Genomic DNA, 25,450 nt, shown 5'->3' with positions numbered 1-25,450 from the left:
ACGTCAGCCGAACACCTCGTCCGCCGCGGACGCCACTTCGTCGGCTATCGACAGGGCCGATGTGAGGCCAGGCGACTCGATGCCGTACAGGCAGATAATGCCGGGCGTGGCGACATCGATGATGAAATCGCCGTCTCCCTCGACCGGCTTGGGGCGGATGCCGCAATAGTCGGGATAGAGGCTGCCTTCCGGAAGGCCCGGCCAGTAGCGCCGGATCGCCTCGTAGAACGGCGTGGCGCGGGCGGGATCGACGTGGAAGTCGATCTCGTCGATCCATTCCACGTCCGGGCCAAAGCGGGCGCGGCCGCCCATGTCGAGCGTGAGATGCACGCCGAGCCCGCCGGGCTCGGGCACCGGATAGACCAGCCGCGAGAACGGGACGCGCCCGGTCATGCCGAAATAGTTGCCTTTGGCGAAGCGAATCTGTGGCGGCGGCGCCGCAAGCCCCGCAACGCGCGATGCAACGTCCGTCGCTGCAAGCCCGGCGCAATTGACGACGCAGCGCGCGACGATCCGCGCCGGCTCCGCCCCGCCGGTCACGATCTCGACGCCACCTTCCCACACCTCGCCCGACACGACAGGCGTGTCGAGTGCCAGCGCCGCGCCATTGTCTTCCAGTTCCCCCAGCAGCGACAGCATGAGCGCATGGGTGTCGATGATACCCGTGCTTGGCGAGTGAAGTGCTGCGTGTGACGACAGGGCAGGCTCCAGCGCGGCAATTTGAGCCCGGTCGACGAAACGCAGGTCGTCGACGCCGTTGCGCGCGGCACGCGCGGCGACCGCCTCGAGTGCCGCGACCTCGCTCTCCTCACGCGCGACCACGAGCTTGCCCAGCCGCTTGTGGGGGATGCCCCGCGTCTCGCAATAGGCATAGAGCATCGAGCGCCCGCGCACGCAGTGGCGCGCCTTGCGGCTGTCGGGGGCGTAATAGAGGCCGGCGTGGATGACCTCGCTGTTGCGGCTGGAAATGCCGGTGCCGATGGCCGGGGCGGCTTCCAGCACGATCACCTCGCGCCCGTGGAGCGCAAGCGTGCGCGCCACCGCGAGCCCCACCACGCCGGCGCCGATGACGATGCAGTCGATATCGATGTCCACCCCGTCGACGCTCCGTCGCATTTCCATTGCCGAGGCGTGCCAGAAAAGCAGTTGCACCGGCGAAGTCAATCGCCTGCCCTCCACCAGCCAGCGACTGGCCGCAACCTGCTGCAACCATTAACTGCATCAACAGCTTTCTGCATTATAACGCTGCGTCATCGGGTCATGAGGGGGCTGATGATGTGAGAGTTCTTGCCATAGACGACAGCAAGTCGAGCGCCATGGCGATCACCGGCATGATCGCCAAAGGCGAGAGCTGTGCGGTCGAGTTCCGTCTCGACCCCGTCGAGGCCATCGCGCTGTGCAAACAGCAGCAATTCGACATGGTGCTGGTCGACTATGTGATGCCCCGGATGAACGGCATCCAGGTGGTGCAGGAGCTGCGCGCGACCGACACCTATCGTCTCGTCCCGATCATCATGGTGACGTCCAACATCGACAGGGGGCTTCGGCTCAAGGCGATCGAGGCCGGCGCGACCGATTTTCTCACCAAGCCTTTCGACTGGGTCGAGCTTCAGGCGCGCGTGCGCAACCTGCTCGCGCTGCGCCGGGCGCAGCTCGACCTCGCAGACCGGGCGCGCCTGCTCACCTCCCAGGTCGAGGCGGCGACGCGCCATCTGGTGCGGCGCGAGGAGGAGGTGATCTGGCGGCTCGCCCGCGCCATCGAGTTTCGCGACGGCACCACCGGGGAGCACGTCTCGCGCGTGGCGACCATCTCGCGCCTGATCGCGGAGGGCCTCGGCTTCGACGAGGAACGCGCGCGCATGATCTATCTGGGCGCGCCGCTGCACGACATCGGCAAGATCGGCGTCTCGGACGCGATCCTGCAGAAGCCGGGGCGGCTGACCGACGAGGAAATGGCAATCATGCGCACCCATGTCGAGATCGGCTGCCACATCCTCGAAAACGGCTCTTCCGATCTCATCCGCGCAGCACGCCTGATTGCCGGCGCGCATCACGAACGCTGGGACGGCAAAGGGTACCCGGAGGGGCTGGCGGGCGAGGCCATTCCCGTCGAAGGCCGCATCGTCGCCGTCGCCGACGTTTTCGACGCGCTGTGTTCCGTGCGCCCTTACAAGCAGGCGTGGCCGCTCGACAAGGCCTACGCCGAGATCGTCGCCTGCAGCGGAACCCATTTCGACCCGGCATGCGTGGAAGCATTTCAGGCGCAATGGCCGCAGATCATGGCCGTCATGACAACGGATGCGGCCGCCGGCGACAGCTGATCGCCGGTTTCCCCTTATGATCGACGCCCGTGCGTGCTACGGCCACCCTCGTGACTCGACCAGACATGAAGGAGGCGTCCCATGAGCGCTATCGAACCCGGCCTGCAAAAGGTCTTCGACCATATCGAGACCAACAGCGACTCGTTCATTAGCCGGCTGATGGACTATGTGCGCCACCCTTCGATCAGCGCCCACGATATCGGCATTCGCGAGGTGGCGGATATGCTGGTCGGCATGCTGAAGGAGCTCGGCATGGAGGCCGAGGCGGTGCAGACGAAGAACCATCCGATGGTTCTGGGCCGGCGCGACGTGTCGCCGGACAAGCCGACGGTGCTGTTTTACGGCCATTACGACGTGCAGCCGCCGGACCCGCTGGAGCTGTGGGACAGCCCGCCCTTCGAGCCCACGATCCGCAACGGACGCATCTATGCGCGCGGGGTCGGCGACAACAAGGGCCAGCATCTCGCGCAGCTGCTGGCGATCGAATCGCATCTGGCGATCCATGGCGACCTGCCCTGCAACGTCATCTTCCTTCTGGAGGGCGAGGAGGAGATCGGCAGCCCGCACATCGCAGAGTTCGTCGCCGAGCATGCAGACCGGCTGAAAGCCGATCTGGTGATCGCATCCGACGGGCCGCTGCACGATTCGGGCGCACCCGTCGTCACTTTCGGCACGCGCGGCATCGCGGCGTTCGAGCTTCGCGCCAAGGCTGCGAGCCGTGACGTGCATTCCGGCAATTTCGGCGGTGTGGTTCCCAACGCAATCTGGAAACTCGTCCACCTTCTGGCGACGATGAAGAACCCGGCGGGCGATATCACCATCGAAGGGCTGAACGAGCCGGTCATTCCGCCAACCAACTATGAGCGCGAGATGATGTCGAAGCTGCCGCTCGACCTCGACGCGGTGAAGCGGGAGCTGGGCATCGACGAACTGGACGGGCCGGCGGGGCGCGGCTTCTACGACCGGCTGATGTTTCACCCTACCCTGACCATCAACGGGCTGCATGGCGGCTATGGCGGGCCGGGCACCAAGACGGTGCTGCCCTGCGAGGCGTTCGCCAAGTGCGACATCCGGCTCGTCGAGCCGCTGACGCCCGACTACGTCTACGAAAAGGTCGAGGCGCACATCGCGCTGCACGCGCCGGATGTCGAGTTCGTGCGCGGCAACAGCATGCTGCCGTCGCGCACGCAGATGGATTCGCCGTTCGCGGCGCCGGTCCGCAAGGCGGTGCTGGCGGCGAGGGGCGTCGAACCCTTGATGTACCCTTCCATGGGCGGCAGCCTGCCCGAATACGTCTTCACCAAGACGCTCGGCCTGCCGGCCTTCGGCGTGCCCTACGCCAATGCCGACGAGGCCAACCATGCGCCCAACGAGAACCTCGAGATCGTGCGTTTCATCGACGGCATCCGCACGGGCGCGGCCTTGCTGACCGAGATCGGCAGGCTCGAGAAAGCGGTCTGAAAGCAGTTTCGCTGCAACCCTGAATCGCACGCTGGCCTGACCTAATATTTCAGCGTGTCTTCATATTTGTCCGGCGCATGCGTGGGCCTGCCCCGCGCATGCCCGATTCCGTTCCTACGGCCGGCTCATATCAACGGAACGGGACCTATCCTGCATGATTGCACCTGCCCTGCGTCTGGCTGCGCCAGGCTTCGCCGCGGCCGCCATTGTGGCCTTGTCCGCAACGACTGCATCCGCCCAGTGCGGCAGCGCTTCCTGGTACGCGCTGACCTCGAAAACCGCATCGGGCGAGCGCATGAACCCGGCGGCCATGACCGCCGCCCACCGCTCGCTTCCCTTCGGCTCCAAGATCAAGGTGACCAACCAGCGCAACGGCAAGTCGGTCGTGGTCCGCATCAACGACAGGGGTCCCTTCATCAAGGGCCGCGTCATCGACCTTTCGAAGGCGGCCGCCAACCAGCTCGGCTTCATCCGCTCCGGCCACACCAAGATCTGCATGGAATCGGTGGGCTAGGTCCCCCGACGCCGCGCTGCCGCCTGCGCCATGGCCTGGGGCAGCGTCATGTTCCACTGCCGCCGGCAATAGTCGCGGAAGTCGAAGCAGGGCAGGCCGGGGCAGACCTCGAACTCGATGAGATGGGGGCGGCCGTCGTCCTCGATGCGCAGGTCGAGCGAGAACACGTCGCGCAGGCCGAGCGCGTCGGAGAGGCGGGTCGCCATCGCCCGTATCGCGCCGGAGGCGGCAGGCTGGGTTGCCACCACATCGCTGAGCTCGGGCTCGGCATAGCGTCTTTCGGCGCGCGCTGCGGCACCCGTCTCGCCATAGAGCGCGAGGCTGTCTCCCATCGTCTGGAAATCTCCGCCTGAATCCACGAAGACGCTGGCAAGCGCTTCGGCGCCAGCGCCGGGCTCGACGGCAAGGAAGCTTGCGCGCGCATTGCGGCCCGGCACATAGGCCTGCACCAGCGCGTCGTCGCGATAGGCCGAAAAGATGCGGCGGCTCAGCGCCAGCGCTTCATCGAGGCTGAAACAGCGCGAATCCTTCCAGATGCCGATCTTGGCGCCCAGGCGGTTGGGCTTGACGAACCACCCATCGGCCGATGGCGGCGGATCGACGAGAAAGCGGCCGTCGCGCGCCAGCCCCGCCTGCGGCCCCGGCAAGCCCAGCGCCCGCAGCACCGCGCCGGAGCGGAACTTGTCCTGACAAAGCGCAAACAGCGCATCGTCGGAACCCAGCATGCGCAATCCATGAAGCCGCGCCAGCGCGGGCGAGGCACCGCCGCGGAAATAGGCGATGCCGTCCGTCAGCGTCCAGACGAGCGTAGCGCGCGGATCGGCGCGGGCCATCGCATCGGCCGCCATGTCGAGCTCGACCGGGCGGAAGGCGAGGCCAAGTGCAGCGCATTCGCGCTCGATCTCAGGAAATTCCGGCTCGAGGTCAGTCGACTGGGCGAGGTAGGATGAAATCTCGAAGGCGTGTTCGGCCGCGATGCCCTGCGCCTCCAGCCGCGCGCGGCAGGCCGTCTCCGGCTCATGGACGAGAAGCAGCGTCGGCTTCGTGGCCATCTGGCGTCAGGCGGTGCGCAGCCGCGCCATCGAGCGGTAGGCCTCGCGCAGGTAGCCCATCGTCGCCTCGGCATCGCAGGGCCGGCCAAACAGGTAGCCCTGCCCGCCGCCGCAGCCGAACTGGACGAGGCGGCTCGCCTGCCCCTCCTCCTCGATGCCCTCCGCCACCACGTCCATGCCAAGGCCCTCGCACATGGCGAGGATGGCACGGATGATGTGCTCGGACGGCTTGTCCTCGAGGATGGACGACACAAAGGCGCGGTCGATCTTGAGCTTGTCGAAGTGGAACTCGCGCAGCCGGCCGAGCGAGGACTGGCCGGTGCCGAAATCGTCGAGCGACACGCGAATGCCGACGGCGCGCAGCTCGCTGACGATCTTCTCGGCCGAGGCCGGATCGGTCATCAGGCCGGTTTCGGTGATCTCGATCTCGAGGCGGCGCGGGTCGAAGCCGGTCTTGGCGATGATGCCCAGTATCTGCTCGGCCGTGTTCTGGTCGACGAGCTGCGAAGGCGAGAGGTTGAACGAGAGGAACAGCTCGTCGGGCCAGTTGCGGGCCGTCTCGGTCGCCTTACGCAGCAGAAGCTGCGACAGCGGCCCGATGATGCCGCGCTCCTCGGCAATGGGAATGAACACGTTGGGCGGCACGAAGCCGAGGTCGCGGTCGGTCCAGCGCGCCAGCGTCTCGAAGCCGATCACCTGCCTGGTCTTCAGGTCGACGATGGGCTGGAAATGCGGCTCCACCTCCTCGGCGGCCACGGCGCGGCGCAGCGCCTGCTCGACGCGGGTGGTGCGCTTGGCCGCCTCTTCCATCTCGCGGGTGTAGACCACCACCTTGCCGCGCCCGGAGCGCTTGGCGTGGTAGAGCGCGGTCTCCGCCTTGGACACCAGCGTCTCGGTCTTCTCCTCGCCCGAATAGAACAGCGAGCACCCGACCGACGCCGAAAGCCGCGCGGTGCGGTCGCCCACGTCGTAGGGCGCCGAAAGGATTTCGATCAGCATCAGGGCGCGCTCCTGCGCGGCATCCTCGCTGAAGACGAGCGGGTAGAGGAAGGCGAACTCGTCGGCGCCGACGCGCGCCACCGTCGAATGCTGGTCCATCGACGCCTTGAGACGCATGGCGACCTGCTGGAGGATGTTGTCGCCCGCGCTGCGGCCGAAAAGATCGTTGATCGGCTTGAAGCCGTCGAGGTCGAGAATGCCTATAGCGAACGGTGCGGGATCATCCGCCCGGTCGAGGATCAGCCTGTCCACCTTGTCGAAAAATCGGCGCAGATTGCCGAGCCCGGTCAGCGGATCGGTATAGGCCAGATCCGCGCCCTCGGTAAAAAACTGCCCTGCACCGCTAGGGCTTTGCATCGACGCCCCTCATTCTTGTTATTTCCCCACCGAGGGGACGTTGGCACGAAACCGTTTAGGAAAGGTATCTTACAGAACAAAATTTTCGTGAGCGGGCATTCGTCGTCAGGGCGCGCGGAGGCGGTAGATTTCGACCGCCTGCCCCTGCGTGCCCGCCAGCGGTTCCAGCCATACGGGCGGGGTTCCACCTGCAAGTGCCGCCAGCAGCCCATCGGGCGCCCATTTGCCAAGCGAGACGGTTTCGGGGTTGCCGCGGCACAGCGCGACATAGTCGATGCCCTGCGCACGGGCCGCCGCTTCCGCCGCTGCCGGGTCGCCCATCAGCATCTCGAGCGCTGCAAGGTTGCCGGCATTGTTGCGATGATAGGGCCCGTTCAGCACACGATGATGCGTCTGCCTGAGAATGGCGGAGCCCTGATTGGAGATCGCAAGCACGGTACCTGCCGGCAAGGCCGCCAGTGCCTCGTAGTCGGCAAGCGCATAGCAGCGCGACGCCGCCTGGCCTGTGGCATCGCCTTCTTCGGCGGCCGCGAAGGGACTTGCCGCCAGCTGCCAGACGAGGTTCATCGACACCAGCCACCCTGCCAGCATCGCAAGCTGGGCGCGCGGGGTGCCGTCCCTTTCGACACGCCGGCGCAGGCCGCCGACCCATGAAGCCAGCACCAGTGCGGCCAGCGGAATGGAGAACATCGCGCCGCGCACCTGCCAGAAGCTGACCAGCACCGCAGCACCCAGGAAACCCGCCGCGACCGCATGCTCCCGCCGCGCGCCGCCGCATGCAAGAGCCCAGCAAAGCGTGGCCAGCGCTATGAGCGGCGTCACGTAATAGCCGGCAAACATAACCGGGTTCGCCCGCGCAACGCTGACAACCGACTGCGCCTCCGACACTGCGCTCAGCCAGTAGCGGCGTAGCATCGGGTCGAGCCCTGCATAGGGGTCTGCGAGACATTGCGGAAAGGCAGAGACAGCCAGCACCGCCGCAAGCACGCCAAGGACGCCGAGGCCGAGCAGCCGCGTGCGCCACGAGGACCGCAGAGCGGGGACCGCGGCCAGCAGCGCCAGCCCGCCGCCGCCCAGTACGGCCAGCGAGGCCTGCGGCAGCGAGAAGGCGTCGCACTGCGCCGCCAGCCATTGTCCCGCGGGAAGCGTGACGATCAGCACCGCTGCCGAGACGCCGGCAAAGGCGAGGCCGAAACCGCGCGCCGCGCGGGCATCGCCTTCCTCGCCGACAAGGAAGCCTATCGTCGCGATGGCGCAGGCCGTCGCCGCATAGGGCGCGGCCTCCATGCCGATGGCGAGCATCAGCGCCGCGCTCGCGCCTGCAAGCGCGCCGCCGGCGGCAAACTCTTTCGCCCGCATCAGGAACAACAGGGCGGCAAGCGCCAGCACCAGCTGGACGTTATGGTGGTCGAGCGCGCCGGGCGGAAAGACGTTGACGAAATAGAGCGCCAGCCCGCCGATGACGAGCGCGGGCAGCACCGCCCATTCGCCACCCAGCACGCGGGCAGAACGCACGATGAAGAATAGCGCCAGCGCAAACAGAAGCGACGGCCAGATCACCAGCGCCGCCGCCTCGCCGAAGACGGCCACCAGCAGCGCGATCGGCAGATCCACCAATCGCGACCAGTGCATGGCAAAGCCGCCTTCCGGCCCCATGCGATACTGCGTCGGATCGAACCAGCCCTGCCCCGCCAAAAGGTCGCGCACCTGCACCAGCCGCAGCAGGCTGTCATTGTCGCCGCCATTGTCGGCGATGGTCGGGAAGCCCCGGACAGCATGGAACGCCAGCAGCGCCAGCGCGACTGCAACCGCCAGCACGGCATCACTGCTCCGGCCGGAACGCAGGCGTATCCATGAGGGGGATGTGACCGTGGCCACGACGAGCTCCAAGCCTTTTGTAGGGGCTAAACCTAGCTTTAACGGCTTCAAGAAATAGTAAAGCGCCAATCCGACCGGGAGCGCCGCATGAAAGTCCTGACCCAGGCCGAGCCCGCGATCGCCGTGCTTTTGCCGTGCTACAACGAGGAACGCACCATCGGCGCGGTGGTGCGCGGCTTCCGCGAGGCGCTGCCGAAAGCCGCCATCCACGTCTACGACAACAACTCGACCGACCTGACGGCGCTGCAGGCGCGCGCGGCGGGCGCGACGGTCATCCGCGAACCCCGGCAGGGCAAGGGCAACGTGGTGCGCCGCATGTTCGCCGACATCGACGCCGACATCTACATCATGGCCGATGGCGACGGGACCTACGATCCGCAGGACGCGCCGCAGCTCGTCAATACGCTTCTGACGGAGCGCGTCGACATGGTGGTGGGCACCCGCCGCGGCGTCACCGACGATGCCGGCCGCGCCGGCCACGCTTTCGGCAACCGCATCTTCAACGGGCTCTACCAGTTCCTGTTCGGGCGCGATTTCACCGATATCTTTTCGGGCTACCGCGTCTTCTCGCGCCGCTACGTCAAGAGCTTCCCGGCCGTATCGGGCGGCTTCGAGATCGAGACCGAGATGTCCGTCCACGCCTCGATGCTGCGCATTCCGGTCTGCGAAATGGCGCTCGACTACGGGCGCCGGCCGGAAGGGTCGGAATCCAAGCTCTCGACGTATCGCGACGGTGCGAAGATCCTCTGGATGTTTGCCATGCTGATGAAGGAGACGCGGCCCGCCCGCTTCTTCGCGGCCCTTGCCGCAATTTTCCTGCTGGCCAGCGCGGGCTTCGCGCTGCCGGTGCTCTACGAATATGCGATGACGGGCCTCGTCCCGCGCATGCCGACCTGGATACTCTCCATCGGCCTGCTGATGCTGGCGATGATCATGATGGTGGCGGGGCTTATTCTCGATTCGGTGGCGCGCGGCCGCGCCGAGCAGAAGCGTATCCACTATCTCTCCCACGCGCCGGCCCATGCCGGGCAGGCGGAAACGCAGGCGCGGCGCGTCCGCGTGGCATGAACCGCATCGCCGCCTTCGTGCTTGCCGGCGGGTCGGGCTTTGCCACCGACGCCGCCGTACTGCTGCTTTTGACCGCCGGGATCGGGCTCAACCCTTTCGTCGCCCGGCTGTTTTCGTTCGCCGCCGCGGTCTGCGTGACATGGGCTATCAACCGGAGGCTGACCTTCGGGCCGAGCGGGCGTTCGCTGGCGCGAGAGGGCGCGCGCTACACCGCCGTGGCGGTGGCCGTGGGGCTCTTCAACTATGCCGCCTATGCCGGCCTGCTTCTGGCCTTTCCAGCCTTGTGGCCGGTGGCCGCACTGGCGATCGCGTCGGGTGCGGCGATGGTGCTGTCCTTTCTCGGCTATTCTCGGCTGGTGTTCGGCCGGTAGGCCACGGCGCGCCAGCCTTTGCCAGACGGATTGGCAAGCGCGCCGCCAGCCGGTAGATGGTTCACCCACCAACAAGGCAATGCGCGGAGCTGCCCATGACCCTCAAGGTCGCCGTCCAGATGGACCATATCTCGACCGTTTCCATCGCCGGGGACACGTCCTTCGCGCTGTCGCTGGAGGCGCAGCGGCGCGGCCACCAGCTGTTTCACTACACGCCCGACCGGCTTTCGATGCAGGACGGCAAGGTTTTCGCGCGCATCGAGGAGATGCAGGTACGCGACGTGAAGGGCGACCACTTCACGCTGGGCGAGCAGGTGCGAACCGACCTGTCGGAGATGGACGTGATCCTTCTGCGGCAGGACCCGCCCTTCGACATGAACTACATCACTACGACCCATATTCTCGAGCGCATCCACCCGAAGACGCTGGTGGTCAACGACCCGGCCTGGGTGCGCAACAGCCCGGAGAAGATCTTCGTCACCGAGTTCCCCGACCTGATGCCGGAGACGCTGATTACCAAGGACGTGCGCGAGGTCGACGCGTTTCGCAAGCAGCATGGCGACATCATCGTCAAGCCGCTCTACGGCAATGGCGGGGCCGGCATCTTCATGTTGCAGGAGGCCGACCGCAACCTCGCCTCGCTTCTGGAAATGTTCCAGCAGATGTTCCGCGAGCCCTTCATCGTGCAGCGCTACCTCAAGGACGTGCGCAAGGGCGACAAGCGTATCATCCTGATCGACGGCGAGCCCGTCGGCGCGATCAACCGCGTGCCGGCCGAGCACGATTCGCGCTCCAACATGCATGTAGGCGGCCGCGCCGAGAAGACCGAGCTGACCGAACGCGAGCGCGAAATCTGCGCCCGCATCGGCCCCTCGCTCAAGGAGCGCGGCTTCATCCTCGTCGGCATCGACGTGATCGGCGATTACATGACCGAGATCAACGTGACGTCGCCAACGGGCGTGCGCGAGGTGAAGAAGTTCGGCGGCGCGGACATAGCGGCCCTCTTCTGGGACGCGGTGGAAGCCAAGCGCCGATAGAAAAATCAATTTCGTGGCGGGTGATTGTCGGATGGCGCGATCCGCGTCCGTCCTTGGGGCATAGAACCGAGAGGAGCCACACATGACAACGATTATCGACGCCACCCCGTCCGACGACCGCGAGCTGGTCATCAGCCGCCTGATCGACGCACCGCGCGACAAGGTCTGGCGCTGCTGGACCGAAGCCGAGCTGCTCAAGCAGTGGTTCGTGCCCAAGCCGTGGAGCATCGGTGCAGTCGATGTCGACGTGCGCCCGGGCGGGCGCAGCAACATCACGATGCGCGACCCCGAAGGCAACGAATATCCCAATGCCGGCGTCTATTTGGAGGCCGTGCCCAACGAAAAGCTGGTCTTCACCGACGCCTTCACCGAGGGCTGGAACGCTTCGCAGAAGCCGTTCTTCGTCGGCGTGCTGACCTTCGAGGACGAAGGCGGCAAGACGCGCTACACCGCGCGTGCCCGCCACTGGACCATGGAAGACAAGGAAGCCCACGAAAAGATGGGGTTCCACGAGGGCTGGGGCCAATGCGCCGACCAGCTCGAAGAGGTCGCCAGGGGCCTTTGAACGCGAAACGAGTGGCAGCTCACGAAAGGCCGGCGGAAACGCCGGCCTTTCCGTTTGGAGGAACATCCGTTCCATCCTTGCAACCGCGTGCAACCCGCCTGCACCCTAAGCGCGTCTTTGTTCCCGTCTTGTTCTTGCCGTTGCGGCAGCTTTGTGCTTCACTGCCGCAAGGCCGGGTCATTTCGGGACATACTCGGAGGGCCCGCACAGGGCAGGGACGTCGCAGCAGGGCTCGACGGGGAAAGCGGGGCAGCATGGTATCGCGCGTCAGCACGATCGCGTTCGAGGGAATCGAGGCCGTTCCGGTCGATGTGCAGGTGATGGTCGCGCCCGGCAAAATGGGCATGCAGATCGTCGGGCTGGCCGACAAGGCCGTGGCCGAAAGCCGCGAGAGGGTGCATGCCGCGCTCCATGCCTCCGGCCTGTCGATGCCAGCCAAGCGGGTGACGGTGAACCTCGCGCCGGCCGATCTTCCGAAGGAGGGCAGCCATTACGACCTGCCGATCGCGCTCGGCCTGATGGCGGCGCTTGGCGCGATCCCGCACGATGCCCTGGCATCCTATGTCGTCGTGGGAGAGCTGGCGCTCGACGGCACGACAGCGCCGGTGGCGCGCGCGCTGCCGGCCGCCATCGGGGCCAACGCGCTGGGCAAGGGGCTGATCTGCCCGCACGGGGTGGGGCAGGAGGCGGCGTGGGCGGGCGCCGAGATCGACATTCTGGCGCCGCGAAGCCTGATCGCCATCGCCAACCATTTTCGCGGCACGCAGGTGCTGTCGCGGCCTGAACCCGCCGTGCACGCGCCCGCAGGCAATCTGCCGGACCTTGCCGACATCAAGGGCCAGGAGAGCGCCAAGCGTGCGCTGGAGATTGCGGCGGCCGGCGGACACCACCTGCTTTTCTGCGGGCCTCCCGGTTCGGGCAAGTCGATGCTGGCGCAGCGCCTGCCCTCCATCCTGCCCCCGCTGTCGCCACGCGAACTGCTGGAGGTGTCGATGGTGGCTTCGGTTGCGGGCGAGCTTGCCGGCGGCAGGCTTTCCGACCGGCGGCCGTTCCGCGCGCCGCACCATTCGGCGACCATGGCTGCGCTGACGGGCGGCGGCTTGAGGGTGCGGCCGGGCGAAGCGTCGCTCGCCCATCACGGCGTGCTGTTCCTCGACGAACTGCCGGAATTTTCGCCGCAGACGCTGGATTCGCTGCGCCAGCCGATGGAAAGCGGGGAATGCGTGGTCGCCCGCGCCAACGGCCGTGTCAGCTATCCGGCACGGTTCCAGCTGGTGGCGGCAATGAACCCGTGCCGGTGCGGCATGGCCGGCGAGCCCGGACATCGCTGCGCGCGCGGCCCGCGGTGCCAGGCCGACTATCAGGCGCGGATTTCAGGCCCGATGCTCGACCGCATCGACCTGCGGGTCGATGTTCCGGCGGTGACGGCTGCCGATCTCATCCGCCCGTCCAGCGCGGAACCCAGCGCAGCGGTGGCCGAGCGGGTCGCGCGGGCGCGCGCGATCCAGGCCGAACGCTATGCGGCGCTTGGGCTTCAGGACATTTCCGTCAACGCGCGATGCCCCGCCTCAATGGTTGAGGAGGTGGCCGCCACGGACGCCGCCGGCACGGCCCTTCTGGCCGAGGCGAGCGAGAAGCTGGCGCTTTCGGCCCGCGCCTATCACCGGGTTCTCAAGGTCGCGCGCACGCTGGCGGACCTCGAAGGAAGGGAGGCCGTCGGTCGCATCCACCTCGCCGAAGCGATCTCCTATCGCATGGCCGGCGACAGGATGGCGCAGGCGGCATGAGCCGAGGTTGCCGCGAGAGACTCGTAAATGCAGTTAAAACAAGGGCTTGAAGCAAAGCAAAGGAGAGCCTGCGATTGCAGAACCCCTTGAAAACCGGCGTTTTCCAGCGTGTGCGGGGCATGATGCGCAGAAACCGAACGCGACTTCGGATGATAGGGTGAAATCGGGGGCGATAACGCCTGCTTGAAGGGCTGGTCGGGGCGGCCCGGATCACGCGGCCGGGAGGGGTTGGACGGCAGGGTCGGGCGGCGGGGTCCGGCCGGGGGAGACGGGTATCCGTCGGCGGGAGGGCTCCGTCAGTGCCGAAGGCAGCCGACAATCCGGCAAAGCGCGGGTCGTGCTTTCGGGCAGCGGAGGCTGATCGGAGAACAAGTGCGCCGGGGCGAGATGAACCAACCCCTGCGGGGTTAGCCCCAATTCCCCCGGTAGAACGTTTGCAGATGAACGGCGCTAGAGCCTTTCAATGTTACCCGGAATCGTTCCGCCGGAGGAAATTCGAGACAAGGTCAAGGGCTTCGGCGCAAACCGTATCGGGATACGGCCAGGTCCGAAGACCGAAGGATTTGGCCCGAATTGACCCGGCCCACCGGTCGCCCGGTCAGCCGATGACTGACCGAAAAGGACGACCGGCGTTTTGAAGCATTGTCGGTTGCCGACGGCAACCGACGGTGGGTTTCGCGCTGACGGGCGTCGGCCGGATTGGCCGTGCCACCGGTACGACCTGCACCGCCCCGCTGACGGGCCGCCTCGTCATCGCCGAAACAGAAGCGTTTCCGTGCAAGAATGAAAAGCTCTAGTTGACCGCGCCGACCAGCATGTTCTGCTCCTCGCGAAGGGTGACCCAGCGTCCGGTATGGGTGCTGGCCTGCCGCTTGAGGAAGCGGTAGCCGGTCTTGTACCAGGGGCGCAGCTCGTCGTTCAGATTGTCGAGGATGAAGTCGCCCCGGTCGGTGCGGACCGTCAGAACGGCATGGCCCTCGCCGTCCGGCTTGCGCACCACGGTAATCAGCAGGTTCGACAGCGAGATGCCCTTGGCGGCGAGCTGGCGGCGCTTTTCCAGCGCGTAGTCCTCGCAGTCGCCGACGCCCTGATCGGGATAGGCCCAGTATTCGTCCTTGCCGTAGATGTCGAAGTCGCTCATCGGCTTGACGGCCTTGTTGACGGCGGCATTGACGCGGCTGATCGTGCGCATGACGCCGTCATCGACGCGCAGCGGCCCGCGATCGTGAACGCGCATCGCGCATTCGCGCGGAAGGCGCTGGCAGAACTCGTAGTGGCCGATGGGCTGGGAGGTGAGGCCGCCGGTGATCATCGAGCCGACGCCGGAGGCTTCGGTGGTGGTTCCGGTGGCTGCCGCAAGGAATAGCGCGGCGGCCGCAAGCGGCCACAGCCGCCACCTGCCATGAATGGCTCCCATTTCGCCCAATACCCCCGTATCACCGAATCTTTTGGCCGTTAAAGAAACGTTAAGGGGCGAGTCCCGTCCAAGTCAATTGACGGGAAGGTGAGGAATGGCGCGATGGTTACCGCGAAGGACGCAGTGTGGCGCAATGCACACAGTGCCTTGCACACGCAACGGGCAGTGTCACTTCTTTGAGCTGACGAGACGCGGGCCGGCCGACGGCTTCGTCTTCGCCCTGCCGTGGCTTGCCATGAAGTCGGCGATGCGCGGCACGATCTCGGCCCTGAAGCGCGAGCCGTTGAAGACGCCGTAATGGCCGACTTTCGGCTGCATATAGTGGGCGCGCATGGCATCCGGGATGTTGACGCACAGATCGTGGGCGGCCTGCGTCTGGCCCAGGCCGGAGATGTCGTCGTTCTCGCCCTCGACGGTGAAAAGCGCCACGTTGCGCACGGCAGTCAGGTCCACGAGCTCGCCGCGATGCTTCATCTGGCCCTTGGGCAGATCGTGATTGACGAAGACGGTTTCGACAGTTTGCAGGTAGAACTCCGCCGTCAGGTCCATGACCGCCAGATATTCGTCGTAGAAATCGCGGTGCTTCTCCGCCGAATCGCCGTCGTCCTTCACCAGATGCATGAAGAAGTCCTTGTGGGCGATCAGGTGGCGGTCGAGGTTCATGCTCATGAAGCCCGAAAGCTGCAGGAAGCCCGGATAGACGTCGCGCATGAAGCCGGGATTGGGAAACGGCACCTGCATGATGACGTTGTCTCGGAACCAGTCGATGCCCTTTTCCTCGGCCAGAATGTTGACGGCCGTGGGGTTGCGCCGCGTATCGATCGGCCCGCCCATCAGCGTCATCGAGGCGGGCGCGAAACTGTCGCCGCGCCCTTCCATCACCGCCACGGCGGACAGCACCGGCACGGAAGGCTGGCACACGCCCATGATGTGAGTGCCGGGGCCGATGTGGTGCAGCATCTCGATGATGTAGTCGACATAATCGTCGAGGTCGAAGCGGCCCTCGGCCAGCGGCACCATGCGTGCGTCGGTCCAGTCGGTGATGTAGACCTCGGCGTGCTGCATCATCGCTTCCACCGTGCCGCGCAGAAGCGTGGCGTAGTGGCCCGACATGGGCGCGACGATCAGGAGCTTGGGGTCGGGCTTGCGGCCCTTGGGCAGGTCGCGCTCGAAATGGATGAGGTTGCAGAAGGGCTTGGACCAGACCACGCGCTCCTTTACCGCGACTTCCGAAAAATCCACCTTAGCGGTCTTGAGGCCGAATTCGGGCTTGCCATAGCGCCGCGTCGTGCGCTCGAACATCTCGGCTGCGGCGGCCATGGAGCGGCCGAGCGGGGTGGCGGAGAACGGGTTTAGCGGGTTCTGGTAGAAGAGCCGGACAGCATCGGCATAGGCGCGATAGGGCTGCAGGGCGGCGTGATTCAATTCGTAGAGCTGATAGTACATCGGCGCTCCTGAACCGCGGCCGGTAGCGGTGAAAGGAGGAACCGGTCGAACAAATGTTATGACGCAAAAGCTAACAGTCTTTTGCTGCGATGCAATAGAGTACAATCACCACGCGTGTTGACGCTTGGACAGGCGGCGGTGTTCCAGCTGCCCCCTCCGTCCCTTGTTTTGACGCATGTCTTTGTCCCGAAACCGGTTCCCACTTTCGGGAGACATCCTTTAGAGCGAAAGCAGCATCAGCACCCTTGCCGCGGGGTCCATGCCTTCGGGCAATTCACGGTGGAAGGCGTCGCGCAGGGCTTGCGGGGCGGTCTCCAGCGGCCGTTCGGCAAAGCCCAGCTTTTCGTAGAAGGGCTGGTTGAACGGCACGGTGCGGAACGTGGTGAGGCTGACCGCTTCGAAGCCGCGCTCGCGTGCGGCCTCGACAACCGTTCGCACCAGCGCCCCGCCCAGCCCGCGACGGCCGTGGGCGGGGTCGACGGAGAGCTCGCGCAGGTGGAAGAACGGCCCAAGCGGCAGCGCCACGGCGTAGCCGACGGGCAGGCCCTGCGCGCCGGTGGCCACCCAAACCGGGCACCCCTCGGCCATGGCCCGGAAATCCGCCACGCTCGCAAGCGGATTGTCTGCGATTTCCGGATAGCCGTGGTCGCGAAACAGCTCGGCCGCACGGTTTTCGATCGCCAGCAGCGACGGATCGTCCTCCGGCTGGTGCCGGCGGATGGCGTAGCCCGGCGGAATGTCGGTGGGCGCGGTCAGGCCTCGAAACCTTCCACAATGGTCATATCGGCGTCGGCCACCGTGACGCGGATGGCCTTGGCCGCTTGGTACTCGGCCGAATTGTAGCAGTCGAGCGCGGCCCGCATGGAAGGAAACTCGATGACGACGTTGCGAGCGCGGCCGGTGCCTTCGAGGCCTTCCCAGGCGCCGCCCCGCGCCAGGAACCGGGCGCCGTAGCGCTCGAACGCAGGCGTGGCGGTGGCGACATAATCCTTGTAGCGCTCGGGGTCGCGCACATCGACATGCGCAATCCAGTATCCCTTGGGCATCGTGTTCTCCTGAAATCGTGTCGCCCGACAATGGGCATCGTTTCGGGTTTGCGCAAGGATGCGCGGTAGCAGACCCCCACCCCGTACCCCTCCCCTCAAGGGGGAGGGGATTCTGAGGCGCTGAAGTCCCCCTTGTGTGTTGGTTCTTGGATAGATTGGCTTTGATCCGGGGAGACCGGGCCTTCCGCTACCGCTCAGGCGGCCTGCATCTCGGCGAGGATGGCCTGAGCGGCGGCGCGGGGGTCGGGTGCGGCGACGATGGGGCGGGCGACGACGAGGTGGCTGGCGCCGGCGCGCAGCGCGTCGGCCGGCGTCATCACCCGCTTCTGGTCGCCATGGGCGGCCCCGGCGGGGCGGATGCCCGGCGTGACGAGGGCGAGCTTGGGGCCAATGATGCGGCGTACCGCCGACGCCTCGGCAGCCGAGCAGACCACGCCGCCCATGCCTGCGGCCAACGCCTGTTCTGCGCGGCGCATGACGAGCGTCTGCGGATCGTATTCGTAGCCGGCGTCGATGAGGTCCTGCGCGTCCATGGAGGTCAGCACGGTGACCCCAAGAAGGCAGAGGTCGGAACCCTTCGCAGCCGCGACGGCCGCGCGCATCGCCTTGGGGTAGGCGTGCAGCGTGACCATGTCGACGCCCATCGCGACGATGTTCTCGACGCCTTCGGCCACCGTGTTGTCGATATCGAGCAGCTTGACGTCGAGAAACACCTTCTTGCCGTCGGCGACCAGATCGCGCGCAAGCTCCAGCCCGCCGGCAAAGACCTGCCGATAGCCGATCTTGAAGAAGGTGACGACGCCGTCGAGCTCGCGCACCACCTTCTCCGCCTCGGCAACCGTCGGCAGGTCGAGCCCCACGATCAAACGGTCGCTCATCGTTTCAGCAGCCATGAAAATCCTCCATCGGGGTCCAGTCACACATCAGGGAACGGTCGGCGAGGCGGAAGGCGAAGACGTTTCCGCCGCCATGGGGCTGGTTTTCGCTGCGCGCGATGGCGCGCCCGGCCAGCCGGCATTTGAGAAGCGTGCCGACGGCGCCGTGGCCGGCAAACAGGATGGGGCGATCCGGCGCGTGCGTGGCGAGAACCCGCGTGACGGCGGCTTCGATACGGTCGGCCGCGTCGATGGCGCGCTCCCAGCCGTTCCAGCTTTCTTCCGGTTCGGCAAAGAAGCGGTCGGCTGCGGCCTCGAACGCTTCGGGCGCGAGGAAGCCGGTGGACGAACGGTCGTTCTCGCCCATGTCGGCAGCGGTTTCGACCGGCGCGCCGCAGGCCTGCGAAAGCAGCGTCGCGGTCTCGACCGCCTTGCGCTCGTCGCTGGCGACGATGCGGGACAGCGAACGGACCCAGTCGCGCTTCAGGATGATGTGGAGGCGCGCGCGGCCCTTGTCTGAAAGGGACCACTGCGGAACGGGAATTTCTGGATCGATCTCAACCTGGGGATGGGTGAGATAGTAGCCGATCACCGCGCCACCCTGTCGGATGCCTGCCAGGCACGCTCGATGAGCGCGTGGCAGACATTGTGCATCGACTTGGCGTGACGCTCCTCGCGGAAGCCGCCTTCGTCGTCGAAGGCCTCCCCGCCATAGGGAACCGAGCATTGCGGTGCGATCACGTCCATCTGGATATGGGCGAGGACCGCGCGCAGATGGCCCGCAGAGCGGATGCCGGCGAAGTGGCCGTTGGACGAGGAGCAGATCGCCACCGCCCTGCCGTTGAACGGCCGCAGCCGGCGGCCATTGTCGGTGCCGACGCGGCTGATCCAGTCGATCGCGTTCTTGAGCAGCGGCGGCATGGAGCCGTTATATTCCGGCGTGGCGATGAGGATGCCGTCATGCTCCACGAACAGGCGGGCGAGGCGAACGGCGTTTTCGGGGACGCCCTCTTCCTTCTCCAGATCCTCGTCCATGATGGGGAGCGGGTAGTCAGCAAGCGAGATGCGCGTGACTTCCGCGCCCTGCGCCGCCAGTTCCTTCTGCGCCAGATCGGCGGTCTTGCCGCTATAGGCTCCCGAACGTATCGAGCCGGCGAAAACCAGGATCTTCGGCGTCATTGGGCGGGCAGCCTCCCGTTGGGTCGGGGGTTCGCATAGTCTGCTTCGCGCTGCTTGTCAAAAGGTGCCGGTCAGGACGCCTTGGGGCGGCGGTAAATCCACAGCTGGGTGGGCGGAAGGTTGCGGATGATGAAGTCGAAATGCTCGACCGTGTAGTTGCCCATGCCGGGCGGCACGGGCGATTTGGGCCCGTAGGTCAGCTGCACAATGGGACGGCCGACCGGGATGCGGTCGAGCAAATCCTCGACATAGGCGACGCGCTGCGGGACGGGGAAGTTGAGCAGCGGCACGCCCGACACGATGGAATCGAACGTCATGTCGCGCTGGTCGTCCAGCGTCTCGTCGAGATTGAAGGCGTCGCCCTGCACGATATTGACGCCCGGATAGTCGCGGCGCAGGTGCTCGACGAAATCCTGCGAATATTCGATGCACCAAAGGTTTGACGGGGCGAGGCCGGTCTCCAGGATCGCCTTGGTGATGACGCCGGTGCCTGGCCCGAGCTCGAGCACCGGCAGGCCGGAGTCGGGATTGACGACGGTCGCCATCTTGCGCGCGGTGACGCTGCTGGTGGGAATGATGGAGCCGACGGCGCGCGGCTTGTCGATCCACCCCTTGAAGAAGCGAAGTTCCTCGTCGAAGCGGCGCGCAAGCGACCGGCGCAGGTTTTCTCCCATTCGATGTCGTCTCCCGGACAGGTTCTGTCGCAACGTAACGTAAGGTCTGCGCCCGACGATGCAAGACCGTGGGCGAAATTAGCAGGGGAGGCGGACGCTTTGTCTCAGGGCGAGCGGCTCAGGCCTTGTCGCCGAAGGATTCGAAGAAGTCCTTCATGCGCGAGAAGAAGCCCGTCGATTGCGGGTTGTTCTCCTGCGAGGAAATCTCCTCGAACTCCTGCAGCAGCTCGCGCTGGCGCTTGGTGAGGTTCTGCGGCGTCTCGATCGCGACCTGGATGTAGAGGTCGCCGACATTGGGCTGGCGCAGGATGGGCATGCCCTTGCCGCGCAGGCGGAACTGCTTGCCGTTCTGCGTGCCTTCGGGAACCTTCACGCGGGTCTGGGTGCCGTCGAGCGTGGCAACCTCGAACGAACCGCCAAGCGCCGCCGTCGTCATCGAGATGGGGGCCTTGCAGAACAAGTCCGCACCGTCGCGCTGGAAGAACTCGTGCGGCTTGACCGACAGGAAGATGTAGAGGTCGCCGGCCGGGCCGCCGCGCATGCCGGCCTCGCCTTCGCCGGCAAGGCGGATGCGGGTGCCGTCCTCGATGCCGGCCGGGATGTTGACCGACAGCGAGCGCTCCTCGGTGACGCGGCCCTGGCCCGAACATTTGGGGCACGGATCCTTGATCGTCTGGCCGCGGCCCTGGCACTGCGGGCAGGTGCGCTCGATGGAGAAGAAGCCCTGGCTGGCGCGCACGCGGCCGGAGCCCGAGCACATCTGGCAGGTGACGGGCTGGGTGCCGGGTTTGGCGCCCGAACCGGTGCACTCGTCGCACACGACGGAGGCGGGGACGTGAATCTGCGCCGTCTTGCCGCCGAACGCCTCCTCCAGCGTGATCTCCATGTTGTAGCGCAGGTCGGCCCCGCGCTCGCGACCACCCGACGAGCGGCGCTGGCGACCCATCATGTCGCCGAAGATGTCCTCGAAGATGTCGGCGAAACCGCCGGCGCCGAAGCCCTGGGCGCCGCCGCCATTCTCGAAGGCGGCGTGGCCGAAACGGTCGTAGGCCGCGCGCTTCTGCGGGTCCTTGAGGGTCTCGTAAGCCTCGTTGATTTCCTTGAACTTGTGCTCGCAGGCCTCGTCGCCGGGGTTGCGGTCGGGGTGGAACTGCATGGCCAGCTTGCGGAACGCAGCCTTGAGCTCCTTGTCGTCCGCGCCCTTCTGAACCCCGAGCGTCTCGTAGAAATCAGCCTTCATCATCTTCCCTGGGCGGCCGTTCGCCTTGGTCGTGAGTACTGGGATTTTTCGCCTTGCCGGGGTTGATCCCCGGGCGTTCTCACGGAAAAACCCGGCGCGAGGCCGGGTTTCCGTTCATCGAAGCCGGATCAGGCGGACTTCTTCTTGTCGTCGTCGTCGATTTCCTCGAAATCGGCGTCGACCACGTCCTCGCCGCTCTTCTCGGCATCGGCGCGGGCATCGGTTTCCGCCTGCTCGGCCTGGCTGGCCTCGTACATGGCCTGGCCCAGCTTCATCGAGACTTCGGCAAGCGTGTTCGACTTCGCCTTGATGTCCTCGGCGTCGTCGCCCTCGGAAGCCGTCTTCAGCGCGGCGATGGCGTCCTCGATGGCCTTGCGGTCATCCTCGGAAACCTTGTCGCCGTAGTCCTTCAGCGACTTCTCCGACGAATGGATCAGCGCTTCGGCCTGATTGCGGGCCTCGACAGCCTCGCGGCGCTTCTTGTCCGTCTCGGCATTGGCCTCGGCGTCCTTGACCATCTTCTCGATGTCGGCGTCGGAAAGGCCACCCGACGCCTGGATGCGGATCTGGTGCTCCTTGCCGGTGCCCTTGTCCTTGGCCGACACGTTGACGATGCCGTTGGCGTCGATGTCGAAGGTCACCTCGATCTGCGGCACCCCGCGGGGTGCGGGCGGAATGCCGACGAGGTCGAACTGGCCGAGCATCTTGTTGTCCGCGGCCATCTCGCGCTCACCCTGGAAGACCCGGATGGTCACGGCCGACTGCGAATCCTCCGCGGTCGAGAAGACCTGGCTCTTCTTGGTCGGGATCGTGGTGTTGCGCTCGATCAGGCGGGTGAACACGCCGCCCAGCGTCTCGATGCCCAGCGACAGCGGGGTGACGTCGAGAAGCAGCACGTCCTTGACGTCGCCCTGCAGAACGCCGGCCTGAATGGCCGCGCCCATGGCGACGACCTCATCGGGGTTGACGCCCTTGTGCGGCTCCTTGCCGAAGAACTGCTTCACGACTTCCTGGATCTTGGGCATGCGGGTCATGCCGCCGACCAGAACCACTTCGTCGATCTCGCCGGCGTTGAGGCCGGCATCCTTCAGCGCCGCCTTGCAGGGCGCGACGGTGCGCTGGACCAGATCGTCGACCAGCGTCTCGAACTTGGCCCGGGTGAGCTTCATCGTCAGGTGCTTGGGACCGGTCTGGTCGGCCGTGATGAACGGCAGGTTGATCTCGGTCTGCGACGCGGACGACAGCTCGATCTTGGCCTTCTCGGCGGCCTCCTTGAGGCGCTGAAGGGCGAGCTTGTCGTTCTTCAGGTCGATGCCCTGTTCCTTCTTGAACTCGTCGGCCAGATACTCGACCAGACGCATGTCGAAATCCTCGCCGCCGAGGAAGGTGTCGCCGTTGGTCGACTTGACCTCGAACACGCCGTCGCCGATCTCAAGCACGGAGATGTCGAAGGTGCCGCCGCCAAGATCGTAGACGGCGATGGTCTTGCCGTCCTTCTTGTCGAGCCCGTAGGCGAGCGCGGCAGCGGTCGGCTCGTTGATGATGCGCAGCACTTCGAGGCCGGCGATCTTGCCGGCGTCCTTGGTGGCCTGACGCTGGGCGTCGTTGAAGTAGGCGGGAACGGTGATGACGGCCTTCTCGACCTTTTCACCAAGGTAGGCTTCCGCCGTTTCCTTCATCTTCTGGAGGATCATCGCCGAGACCTGGCTGGGCGACTGCTTCTTGCCGCCGGCATCGACCCACGCGTCGCCGTTGTCGCCCTTGACGATCTTGTAGGGGACCAGCTTTTTGTCCTTCTCGGTGACCGGGTCGTCATAGCGACGGCCGATCAGGCGCTTGATCGCAAAAAGGGTGTTTTCCGGGTTCGTCACCGCCTGGCGCTTGGCAGGCTGGCCGACGAGGCGCTCGCCGTCGCCGCTGAAAGCGACGATCGAAGGCGTGGTGCGCGCGCCTTCCGCATTTTCGATTACCTTGGCGTCCTTGCCGTCCATCACGGCGACGCAGGAATTGGTTGTCCCGAGATCGATACCGATAACTTTGGCCATGTTCACTCTCTCCGTCTAGCAGGCCGTCCTGGACCCTATGAGGCGTTCCGGGGGACGACCCCTTCTCTCAAGATTTCACGGAGCAGGCTCTGCGACCTCTCCGCGACGTTGCGGGGTATATAAGAAGCAGCGATTTGACACGCAAGTCGCTGTGAGGCCCGTTTGCCAAGGAAATACGCGGCATAGCCTCTTGCCAGGTGCAACTCAACACAACCTTAATGCCCTTGCGCCATCATGCCTTGCGGAGGACGAGCCATGGACGACGGCGGGCGAAATGCGGGGCAGCAGGGCATCGGCCTGTCGGAACTGGTCGGCGCGCTCAGCTATGCGCTCGACATCAGCGAAGGCCACCCGACCGGTCATGGCGTGCGCGCCTGCTGGCTGGGCTTTCATGCCGGGCGGGAACTGGGCCTGTCGCCGACCGAACTCTCCGACCTCTACTACACGATCCTGCTGAAGGATGTGGGCTGCAGCAGCAATGCCGCGCGCATCTGCCAGCTTTATCTGGCCGACGACATCGCACTGAAGCAGGATTTTCACCTCGTCAACGACAGCCTGCCGCAAATCCTCGGCTTCGTTTTGTCGCGCACGGGCATGAAGGCCGGGCTGGCCGAACGCTTCCGAGCGCTGCTCAACATCGCCATGCATGGCGGCACCATCGTCAACGAGCTTTTCCACGCGCGCTGCCAGACAGGCGCGGAAATCGTGCGCCAGATGCGGTTTCCCGAAACCGTCGCGCGCGGCGTGCGCGAACTGGACGAGCACTGGAACGGGGCCGGACAGCCGATGCGGCTGGAGGGCGAGGCGATCTCGATCCATGCGCGGATCGCGCTGGCCGCTCAGATCGCCGACGTGTTCCATGCCAGCGCAGGCGGCGAACGGGCGCTGGAGGAATTGCGGGCGCGATCCGGCAAGTGGTTCGACCCGAAGGTGGTGGACGCCTTCGAACGGGCGGCGCGGATGCCGCATTTCTGGACGATGCTCGATTCGCCGGAACTGCCGCTGGCAGTGGCCGACCTGTTGAAAGACGACGTGCGTCAGGCCATCGACGACGACTATCTCGACGACGTTGCCGCCGCCTTCGCCAAGGTGGTCGATGCCAAATCGCCCTATACGAGCGGCCACAGCGAACGCGTCGCGCTGTTTACCGACATGATCGCAGAGGAACTTGGCTTTTCCGACGAGCGCCGACGACGCCTGAAGCGGGCAGCCCTCCTGCACGACATCGGCAAGCTCGGCGTGTCCAACCAGATACTCGACAAGGCGGGCAAGCTGGACGAGGCCGAATGGGCCGCGGTCAGGAACCACCCGGTGCTGGGCGAAAAAATCCTCAAGCGGATCGGCGCGTTTCAGGAACTGGCACGCATCGCGGGCGCCCATCACGAGCGGCTCGACGGCAAGGGCTATCCGCTCGGCCTCCCCGCGGCGTCCATCGACCAGGAAACCCGCATCGTCACGACCGCCGACATATTCGACGCGCTTACGGCCGAGCGGCCCTACCGCCCGGCACTGCCGGTATCGGATGCCTTCGCGATCATGGAGCGCGATGCCGGCACCGCGATAGACCCGGACTGCCTCGCCGCGCTACGCCGCGCGATGATGAACATCGAGGCCGTCGCGGCCTGACCACGGCGGAAGCTGCCTCAGCGCGATGGAGAATTGCCGCAAAGGTTGATAAGGCTCAACGATCGGCTCGACGGGCGAGGCAATCGACAGCGGCATGCATAGTCAGACGCACACAGTCTTCATTCTCGCAGGCGGCGTGGCGGGCGCGGCGGGCGTCGCGCTTTCGGCGGTGGCCGCGCATGCCGGCGGCGGCAATGTGGGCACCGCAGCCTCGTTCCTGCTCGCCCACGCGCCGGCGCTTCTCGCCATCGGCCTTCTCGGAGGCAACCGCGTGCTGTCTGCCGGCGGCGCTATCCTGCTTGCCGGGCTGGCGCTGTTTTGCGGCGATTTGCTGATGCGGCACTATGCCGGCACGCGGCTGTTTCCGATGTCCGCGCCCATCGGCGGCACGGCGATGATTGCCGGCTGGCTGGTCATCGCAGCCTCGGCTTTGGCGGGCCGCGGCCGCCCCTGATCGCAAACCCGCTTCGGCGGACAGATTTTTCTCCCAGC

Annotated in this window: 24 protein-coding genes; 10 read left to right on the top strand and 14 right to left on the bottom strand. The window is 65.9% G+C overall.

The genetic code is table 11. The features are described from left to right. Window positions 1-3: 3 nt before the first annotated feature. Complete coding sequence (locus tag FY036_RS14695; protein WP_201744768.1) at window positions 4-1,116, bottom strand: NAD(P)/FAD-dependent oxidoreductase; 1,113 nt, start codon at window positions 1,114-1,116, stop codon at window positions 4-6. 161 nt (window positions 1,117-1,277) lie between these two features. Here FY036_RS14695 and FY036_RS14690 point away from each other — a divergent pair, with 161 nt between their 5' ends. The 3 genes from FY036_RS14690 to FY036_RS14680 all read left to right on the top strand — a co-directional run bounded on the left by FY036_RS14690 (window position 1,278) and on the right by FY036_RS14680 (window position 4,296). Then, a complete protein-coding gene (locus FY036_RS14690; protein ID WP_148915491.1) occupies window positions 1,278-2,321 on the top strand; it encodes an HD-GYP domain-containing protein in 1,044 nt (347 codons plus the stop codon). 81 nt (window positions 2,322-2,402) lie between these two features. Next, the gene (locus FY036_RS14685; protein WP_148915490.1) at window positions 2,403-3,782 is read left to right on the top strand and encodes a M20/M25/M40 family metallo-hydrolase; all 1,380 of its coding nucleotides are present in this window, start codon (window positions 2,403-2,405) and stop codon (window positions 3,780-3,782) included. Between the two features lie 154 nt (window positions 3,783-3,936). Further along, the gene (locus FY036_RS14680; protein WP_148915489.1) at window positions 3,937-4,296 is read left to right on the top strand and encodes a septal ring lytic transglycosylase RlpA family protein; all 360 of its coding nucleotides are present in this window, start codon (window positions 3,937-3,939) and stop codon (window positions 4,294-4,296) included. On the opposite strand, the gene FY036_RS14675 is transcribed toward FY036_RS14680, so the two are convergent. The 3 genes from FY036_RS14675 to FY036_RS14665 form a co-directional block, all read right to left on the bottom strand. Then, window positions 4,293-5,348: a D-alanine--D-alanine ligase family protein gene (locus FY036_RS14675; RefSeq protein ID WP_148915488.1), complete on the bottom strand. Its 1,056-nt coding sequence runs from the start codon at window positions 5,346-5,348 to the stop codon at window positions 4,293-4,295. The genes FY036_RS14680 and FY036_RS14675 overlap by 4 nt on opposite strands. A gap of 6 nt (window positions 5,349-5,354) precedes the next feature. Beyond that, window positions 5,355-6,704 carry a putative bifunctional diguanylate cyclase/phosphodiesterase gene (locus FY036_RS14670; protein WP_148915487.1) on the bottom strand — a complete coding sequence of 450 codons (1,350 nt, stop codon included), beginning with the start codon at window positions 6,702-6,704 and terminating at the stop codon, window positions 5,355-5,357. 105 nt (window positions 6,705-6,809) lie between these two features. Next, a complete protein-coding gene (locus FY036_RS14665; protein ID WP_148915486.1) occupies window positions 6,810-8,582 on the bottom strand; it encodes a GtrA family protein in 1,773 nt (590 codons plus the stop codon). Between the two features lie 87 nt (window positions 8,583-8,669). Between FY036_RS14665 and FY036_RS14660 the strand changes: the two genes are divergently transcribed. From FY036_RS14660 to FY036_RS14640, 5 genes are all read left to right on the top strand, one after another. Further along, the gene (locus tag FY036_RS14660) at window positions 8,670-9,650 is read left to right on the top strand and encodes a glycosyltransferase (protein ID WP_148915485.1); all 981 of its coding nucleotides are present in this window, start codon (window positions 8,670-8,672) and stop codon (window positions 9,648-9,650) included. Further along, window positions 9,647-10,021 carry a GtrA family protein gene (locus FY036_RS14655; protein ID WP_148915484.1) on the top strand — a complete coding sequence of 125 codons (375 nt, stop codon included), beginning with the start codon at window positions 9,647-9,649 and terminating at the stop codon, window positions 10,019-10,021. The genes FY036_RS14660 and FY036_RS14655 overlap by 4 nt, the downstream gene beginning before the upstream one ends. Window positions 10,022-10,116: 95 nt before the next feature. Further along, window positions 10,117-11,058: a glutathione synthase gene (gshB, locus tag FY036_RS14650; RefSeq protein WP_148915483.1), complete on the top strand. Its 942-nt coding sequence runs from the start codon at window positions 10,117-10,119 to the stop codon at window positions 11,056-11,058. 82 nt (window positions 11,059-11,140) lie between these two features. Next, window positions 11,141-11,623, top strand: coding sequence for an SRPBCC family protein (locus FY036_RS14645; protein WP_148915482.1), 483 nt, complete (start codon window positions 11,141-11,143; stop codon window positions 11,621-11,623). Window positions 11,624-11,877: 254 nt separating this feature from the next. After that, complete coding sequence (locus FY036_RS14640) at window positions 11,878-13,410, top strand: YifB family Mg chelatase-like AAA ATPase (protein WP_148915481.1); 1,533 nt, start codon at window positions 11,878-11,880, stop codon at window positions 13,408-13,410. Between the two features lie 793 nt (window positions 13,411-14,203). Here FY036_RS14640 and FY036_RS14635 read toward each other — a convergent pair. The 10 genes from FY036_RS14635 to dnaK all read right to left on the bottom strand — a co-directional run bounded on the left by FY036_RS14635 (window position 14,204) and on the right by dnaK (window position 23,332). Then, window positions 14,204-14,827 (bottom strand): transglutaminase-like cysteine peptidase, encoded by a 624-nt coding sequence (locus FY036_RS14635; RefSeq protein ID WP_235897680.1) that lies wholly within the window; start codon window positions 14,825-14,827, stop codon window positions 14,204-14,206. 168 nt (window positions 14,828-14,995) lie between these two features. Next, a complete protein-coding gene (locus tag FY036_RS14630; protein WP_148915480.1) occupies window positions 14,996-16,273 on the bottom strand; it encodes a polyhydroxyalkanoate depolymerase in 1,278 nt (425 codons plus the stop codon). Window positions 16,274-16,492: 219 nt separating this feature from the next. After that, window positions 16,493-16,861, bottom strand: coding sequence for a GNAT family N-acetyltransferase (locus FY036_RS14625; protein WP_235897679.1), 369 nt, complete (start codon window positions 16,859-16,861; stop codon window positions 16,493-16,495). Window positions 16,862-17,025: 164 nt separating this feature from the next. Next, window positions 17,026-17,319, bottom strand: coding sequence for a DUF1330 domain-containing protein (locus tag FY036_RS14620; protein ID WP_148915479.1), 294 nt, complete (start codon window positions 17,317-17,319; stop codon window positions 17,026-17,028). A gap of 194 nt (window positions 17,320-17,513) precedes the next feature. Beyond that, entirely contained in the window at window positions 17,514-18,212 is a 699-nt protein-coding gene (pyrF, locus tag FY036_RS14615; protein WP_148915478.1) for an orotidine-5'-phosphate decarboxylase, read from the bottom strand. Next, window positions 18,202-18,786, bottom strand: a complete 585-nt coding sequence (locus FY036_RS14610; protein WP_148915477.1) for a histidine phosphatase family protein — start codon at window positions 18,784-18,786, stop codon at window positions 18,202-18,204. The genes pyrF and FY036_RS14610 overlap by 11 nt, the downstream gene beginning before the upstream one ends. Beyond that, a complete protein-coding gene (locus tag FY036_RS14605; RefSeq protein ID WP_148915476.1) occupies window positions 18,783-19,373 on the bottom strand; it encodes an NADPH-dependent FMN reductase in 591 nt (196 codons plus the stop codon). Before FY036_RS14605 ends, FY036_RS14610 begins: the two co-directional genes overlap by 4 nt. A 71-nt stretch (window positions 19,374-19,444) precedes the next feature. Further along, on the bottom strand, window positions 19,445-20,047 hold the full coding sequence (gene pmtA, locus FY036_RS14600) for a phospholipid N-methyltransferase PmtA (RefSeq protein ID WP_148915475.1): 603 nt from the start codon (window positions 20,045-20,047) through the stop codon (window positions 19,445-19,447). A gap of 118 nt (window positions 20,048-20,165) precedes the next feature. Then, on the bottom strand, window positions 20,166-21,287 hold the full coding sequence (gene dnaJ, locus FY036_RS14595) for a molecular chaperone DnaJ (protein ID WP_148915619.1): 1,122 nt from the start codon (window positions 21,285-21,287) through the stop codon (window positions 20,166-20,168). Between the two features lie 128 nt (window positions 21,288-21,415). Further along, window positions 21,416-23,332 (bottom strand): molecular chaperone DnaK, encoded by a 1,917-nt coding sequence (gene dnaK / locus FY036_RS14590; protein WP_148915474.1) that lies wholly within the window; start codon window positions 23,330-23,332, stop codon window positions 21,416-21,418. 255 nt (window positions 23,333-23,587) lie between these two features. On the opposite strand from dnaK, the gene FY036_RS14585 reads away from it, so the two are divergent. Further along, window positions 23,588-24,958: an HD-GYP domain-containing protein gene (locus FY036_RS14585; protein ID WP_148915473.1), complete on the top strand. Its 1,371-nt coding sequence runs from the start codon at window positions 23,588-23,590 to the stop codon at window positions 24,956-24,958. A gap of 94 nt (window positions 24,959-25,052) precedes the next feature. Next, on the top strand, window positions 25,053-25,412 hold the full coding sequence (locus FY036_RS14580; protein WP_148915472.1) for a DUF423 domain-containing protein: 360 nt from the start codon (window positions 25,053-25,055) through the stop codon (window positions 25,410-25,412). The last annotated feature ends 38 nt before the right edge of the window (window positions 25,413-25,450 follow it).

The sequence above is a fragment of the Neoaquamicrobium microcysteis genome, assembly GCF_008180155.1.
Taxonomy (GTDB): domain Bacteria; phylum Pseudomonadota; class Alphaproteobacteria; order Rhizobiales; family Rhizobiaceae; genus Aerobium; species Aerobium microcysteis.
This window is presented reverse-complemented; position numbering and strand designations above follow the sequence as displayed.

Coding starts and splice junctions, on each gene's coding strand:
- FY036_RS14580 (WP_148915472.1), top strand. CDS start 25,053: ATGCATAGTCAGACGCACACAGTCTTCATTCTCGCAGGCGGCGTGGCG.
- gshB (WP_148915483.1), top strand. CDS start 10,117: ATGACCCTCAAGGTCGCCGTCCAGATGGACCATATCTCGACCGTTTCC.
- FY036_RS14675 (WP_148915488.1), bottom strand. CDS start 5,348: ATGGCCACGAAGCCGACGCTGCTTCTCGTCCATGAGCCGGAGACGGCC.
- pmtA (WP_148915475.1), bottom strand. CDS start 20,047: ATGGGAGAAAACCTGCGCCGGTCGCTTGCGCGCCGCTTCGACGAGGAA.
- FY036_RS14685 (WP_148915490.1), top strand. CDS start 2,403: ATGAGCGCTATCGAACCCGGCCTGCAAAAGGTCTTCGACCATATCGAG.
- dnaK (WP_148915474.1), bottom strand. CDS start 23,332: ATGGCCAAAGTTATCGGTATCGATCTCGGGACAACCAATTCCTGCGTC.
- FY036_RS14680 (WP_148915489.1), top strand. CDS start 3,937: ATGATTGCACCTGCCCTGCGTCTGGCTGCGCCAGGCTTCGCCGCGGCC.
- FY036_RS14640 (WP_148915481.1), top strand. CDS start 11,878: ATGGTATCGCGCGTCAGCACGATCGCGTTCGAGGGAATCGAGGCCGTT.
- FY036_RS14630 (WP_148915480.1), bottom strand. CDS start 16,273: ATGTACTATCAGCTCTACGAATTGAATCACGCCGCCCTGCAGCCCTAT.
- FY036_RS14620 (WP_148915479.1), bottom strand. CDS start 17,319: ATGCCCAAGGGATACTGGATTGCGCATGTCGATGTGCGCGACCCCGAG.
- FY036_RS14635 (WP_235897680.1), bottom strand. CDS start 14,827: ATGGGAGCCATTCATGGCAGGTGGCGGCTGTGGCCGCTTGCGGCCGCC.
- dnaJ (WP_148915619.1), bottom strand. CDS start 21,287: ATGAAGGCTGATTTCTACGAGACGCTCGGGGTTCAGAAGGGCGCGGAC.
- FY036_RS14670 (WP_148915487.1), bottom strand. CDS start 6,704: ATGCAAAGCCCTAGCGGTGCAGGGCAGTTTTTTACCGAGGGCGCGGAT.
- FY036_RS14655 (WP_148915484.1), top strand. CDS start 9,647: ATGAACCGCATCGCCGCCTTCGTGCTTGCCGGCGGGTCGGGCTTTGCC.
- FY036_RS14625 (WP_235897679.1), bottom strand. CDS start 16,861: ATGGCCGAGGGGTGCCCGGTTTGGGTGGCCACCGGCGCGCAGGGCCTG.
- FY036_RS14585 (WP_148915473.1), top strand. CDS start 23,588: ATGGACGACGGCGGGCGAAATGCGGGGCAGCAGGGCATCGGCCTGTCG.
- FY036_RS14645 (WP_148915482.1), top strand. CDS start 11,141: ATGACAACGATTATCGACGCCACCCCGTCCGACGACCGCGAGCTGGTC.
- FY036_RS14605 (WP_148915476.1), bottom strand. CDS start 19,373: ATGACGCCGAAGATCCTGGTTTTCGCCGGCTCGATACGTTCGGGAGCC.
- pyrF (WP_148915478.1), bottom strand. CDS start 18,212: ATGGCTGCTGAAACGATGAGCGACCGTTTGATCGTGGGGCTCGACCTG.
- FY036_RS14695 (WP_201744768.1), bottom strand. CDS start 1,116: ATGCGACGGAGCGTCGACGGGGTGGACATCGATATCGACTGCATCGTC.
- FY036_RS14660 (WP_148915485.1), top strand. CDS start 8,670: ATGAAAGTCCTGACCCAGGCCGAGCCCGCGATCGCCGTGCTTTTGCCG.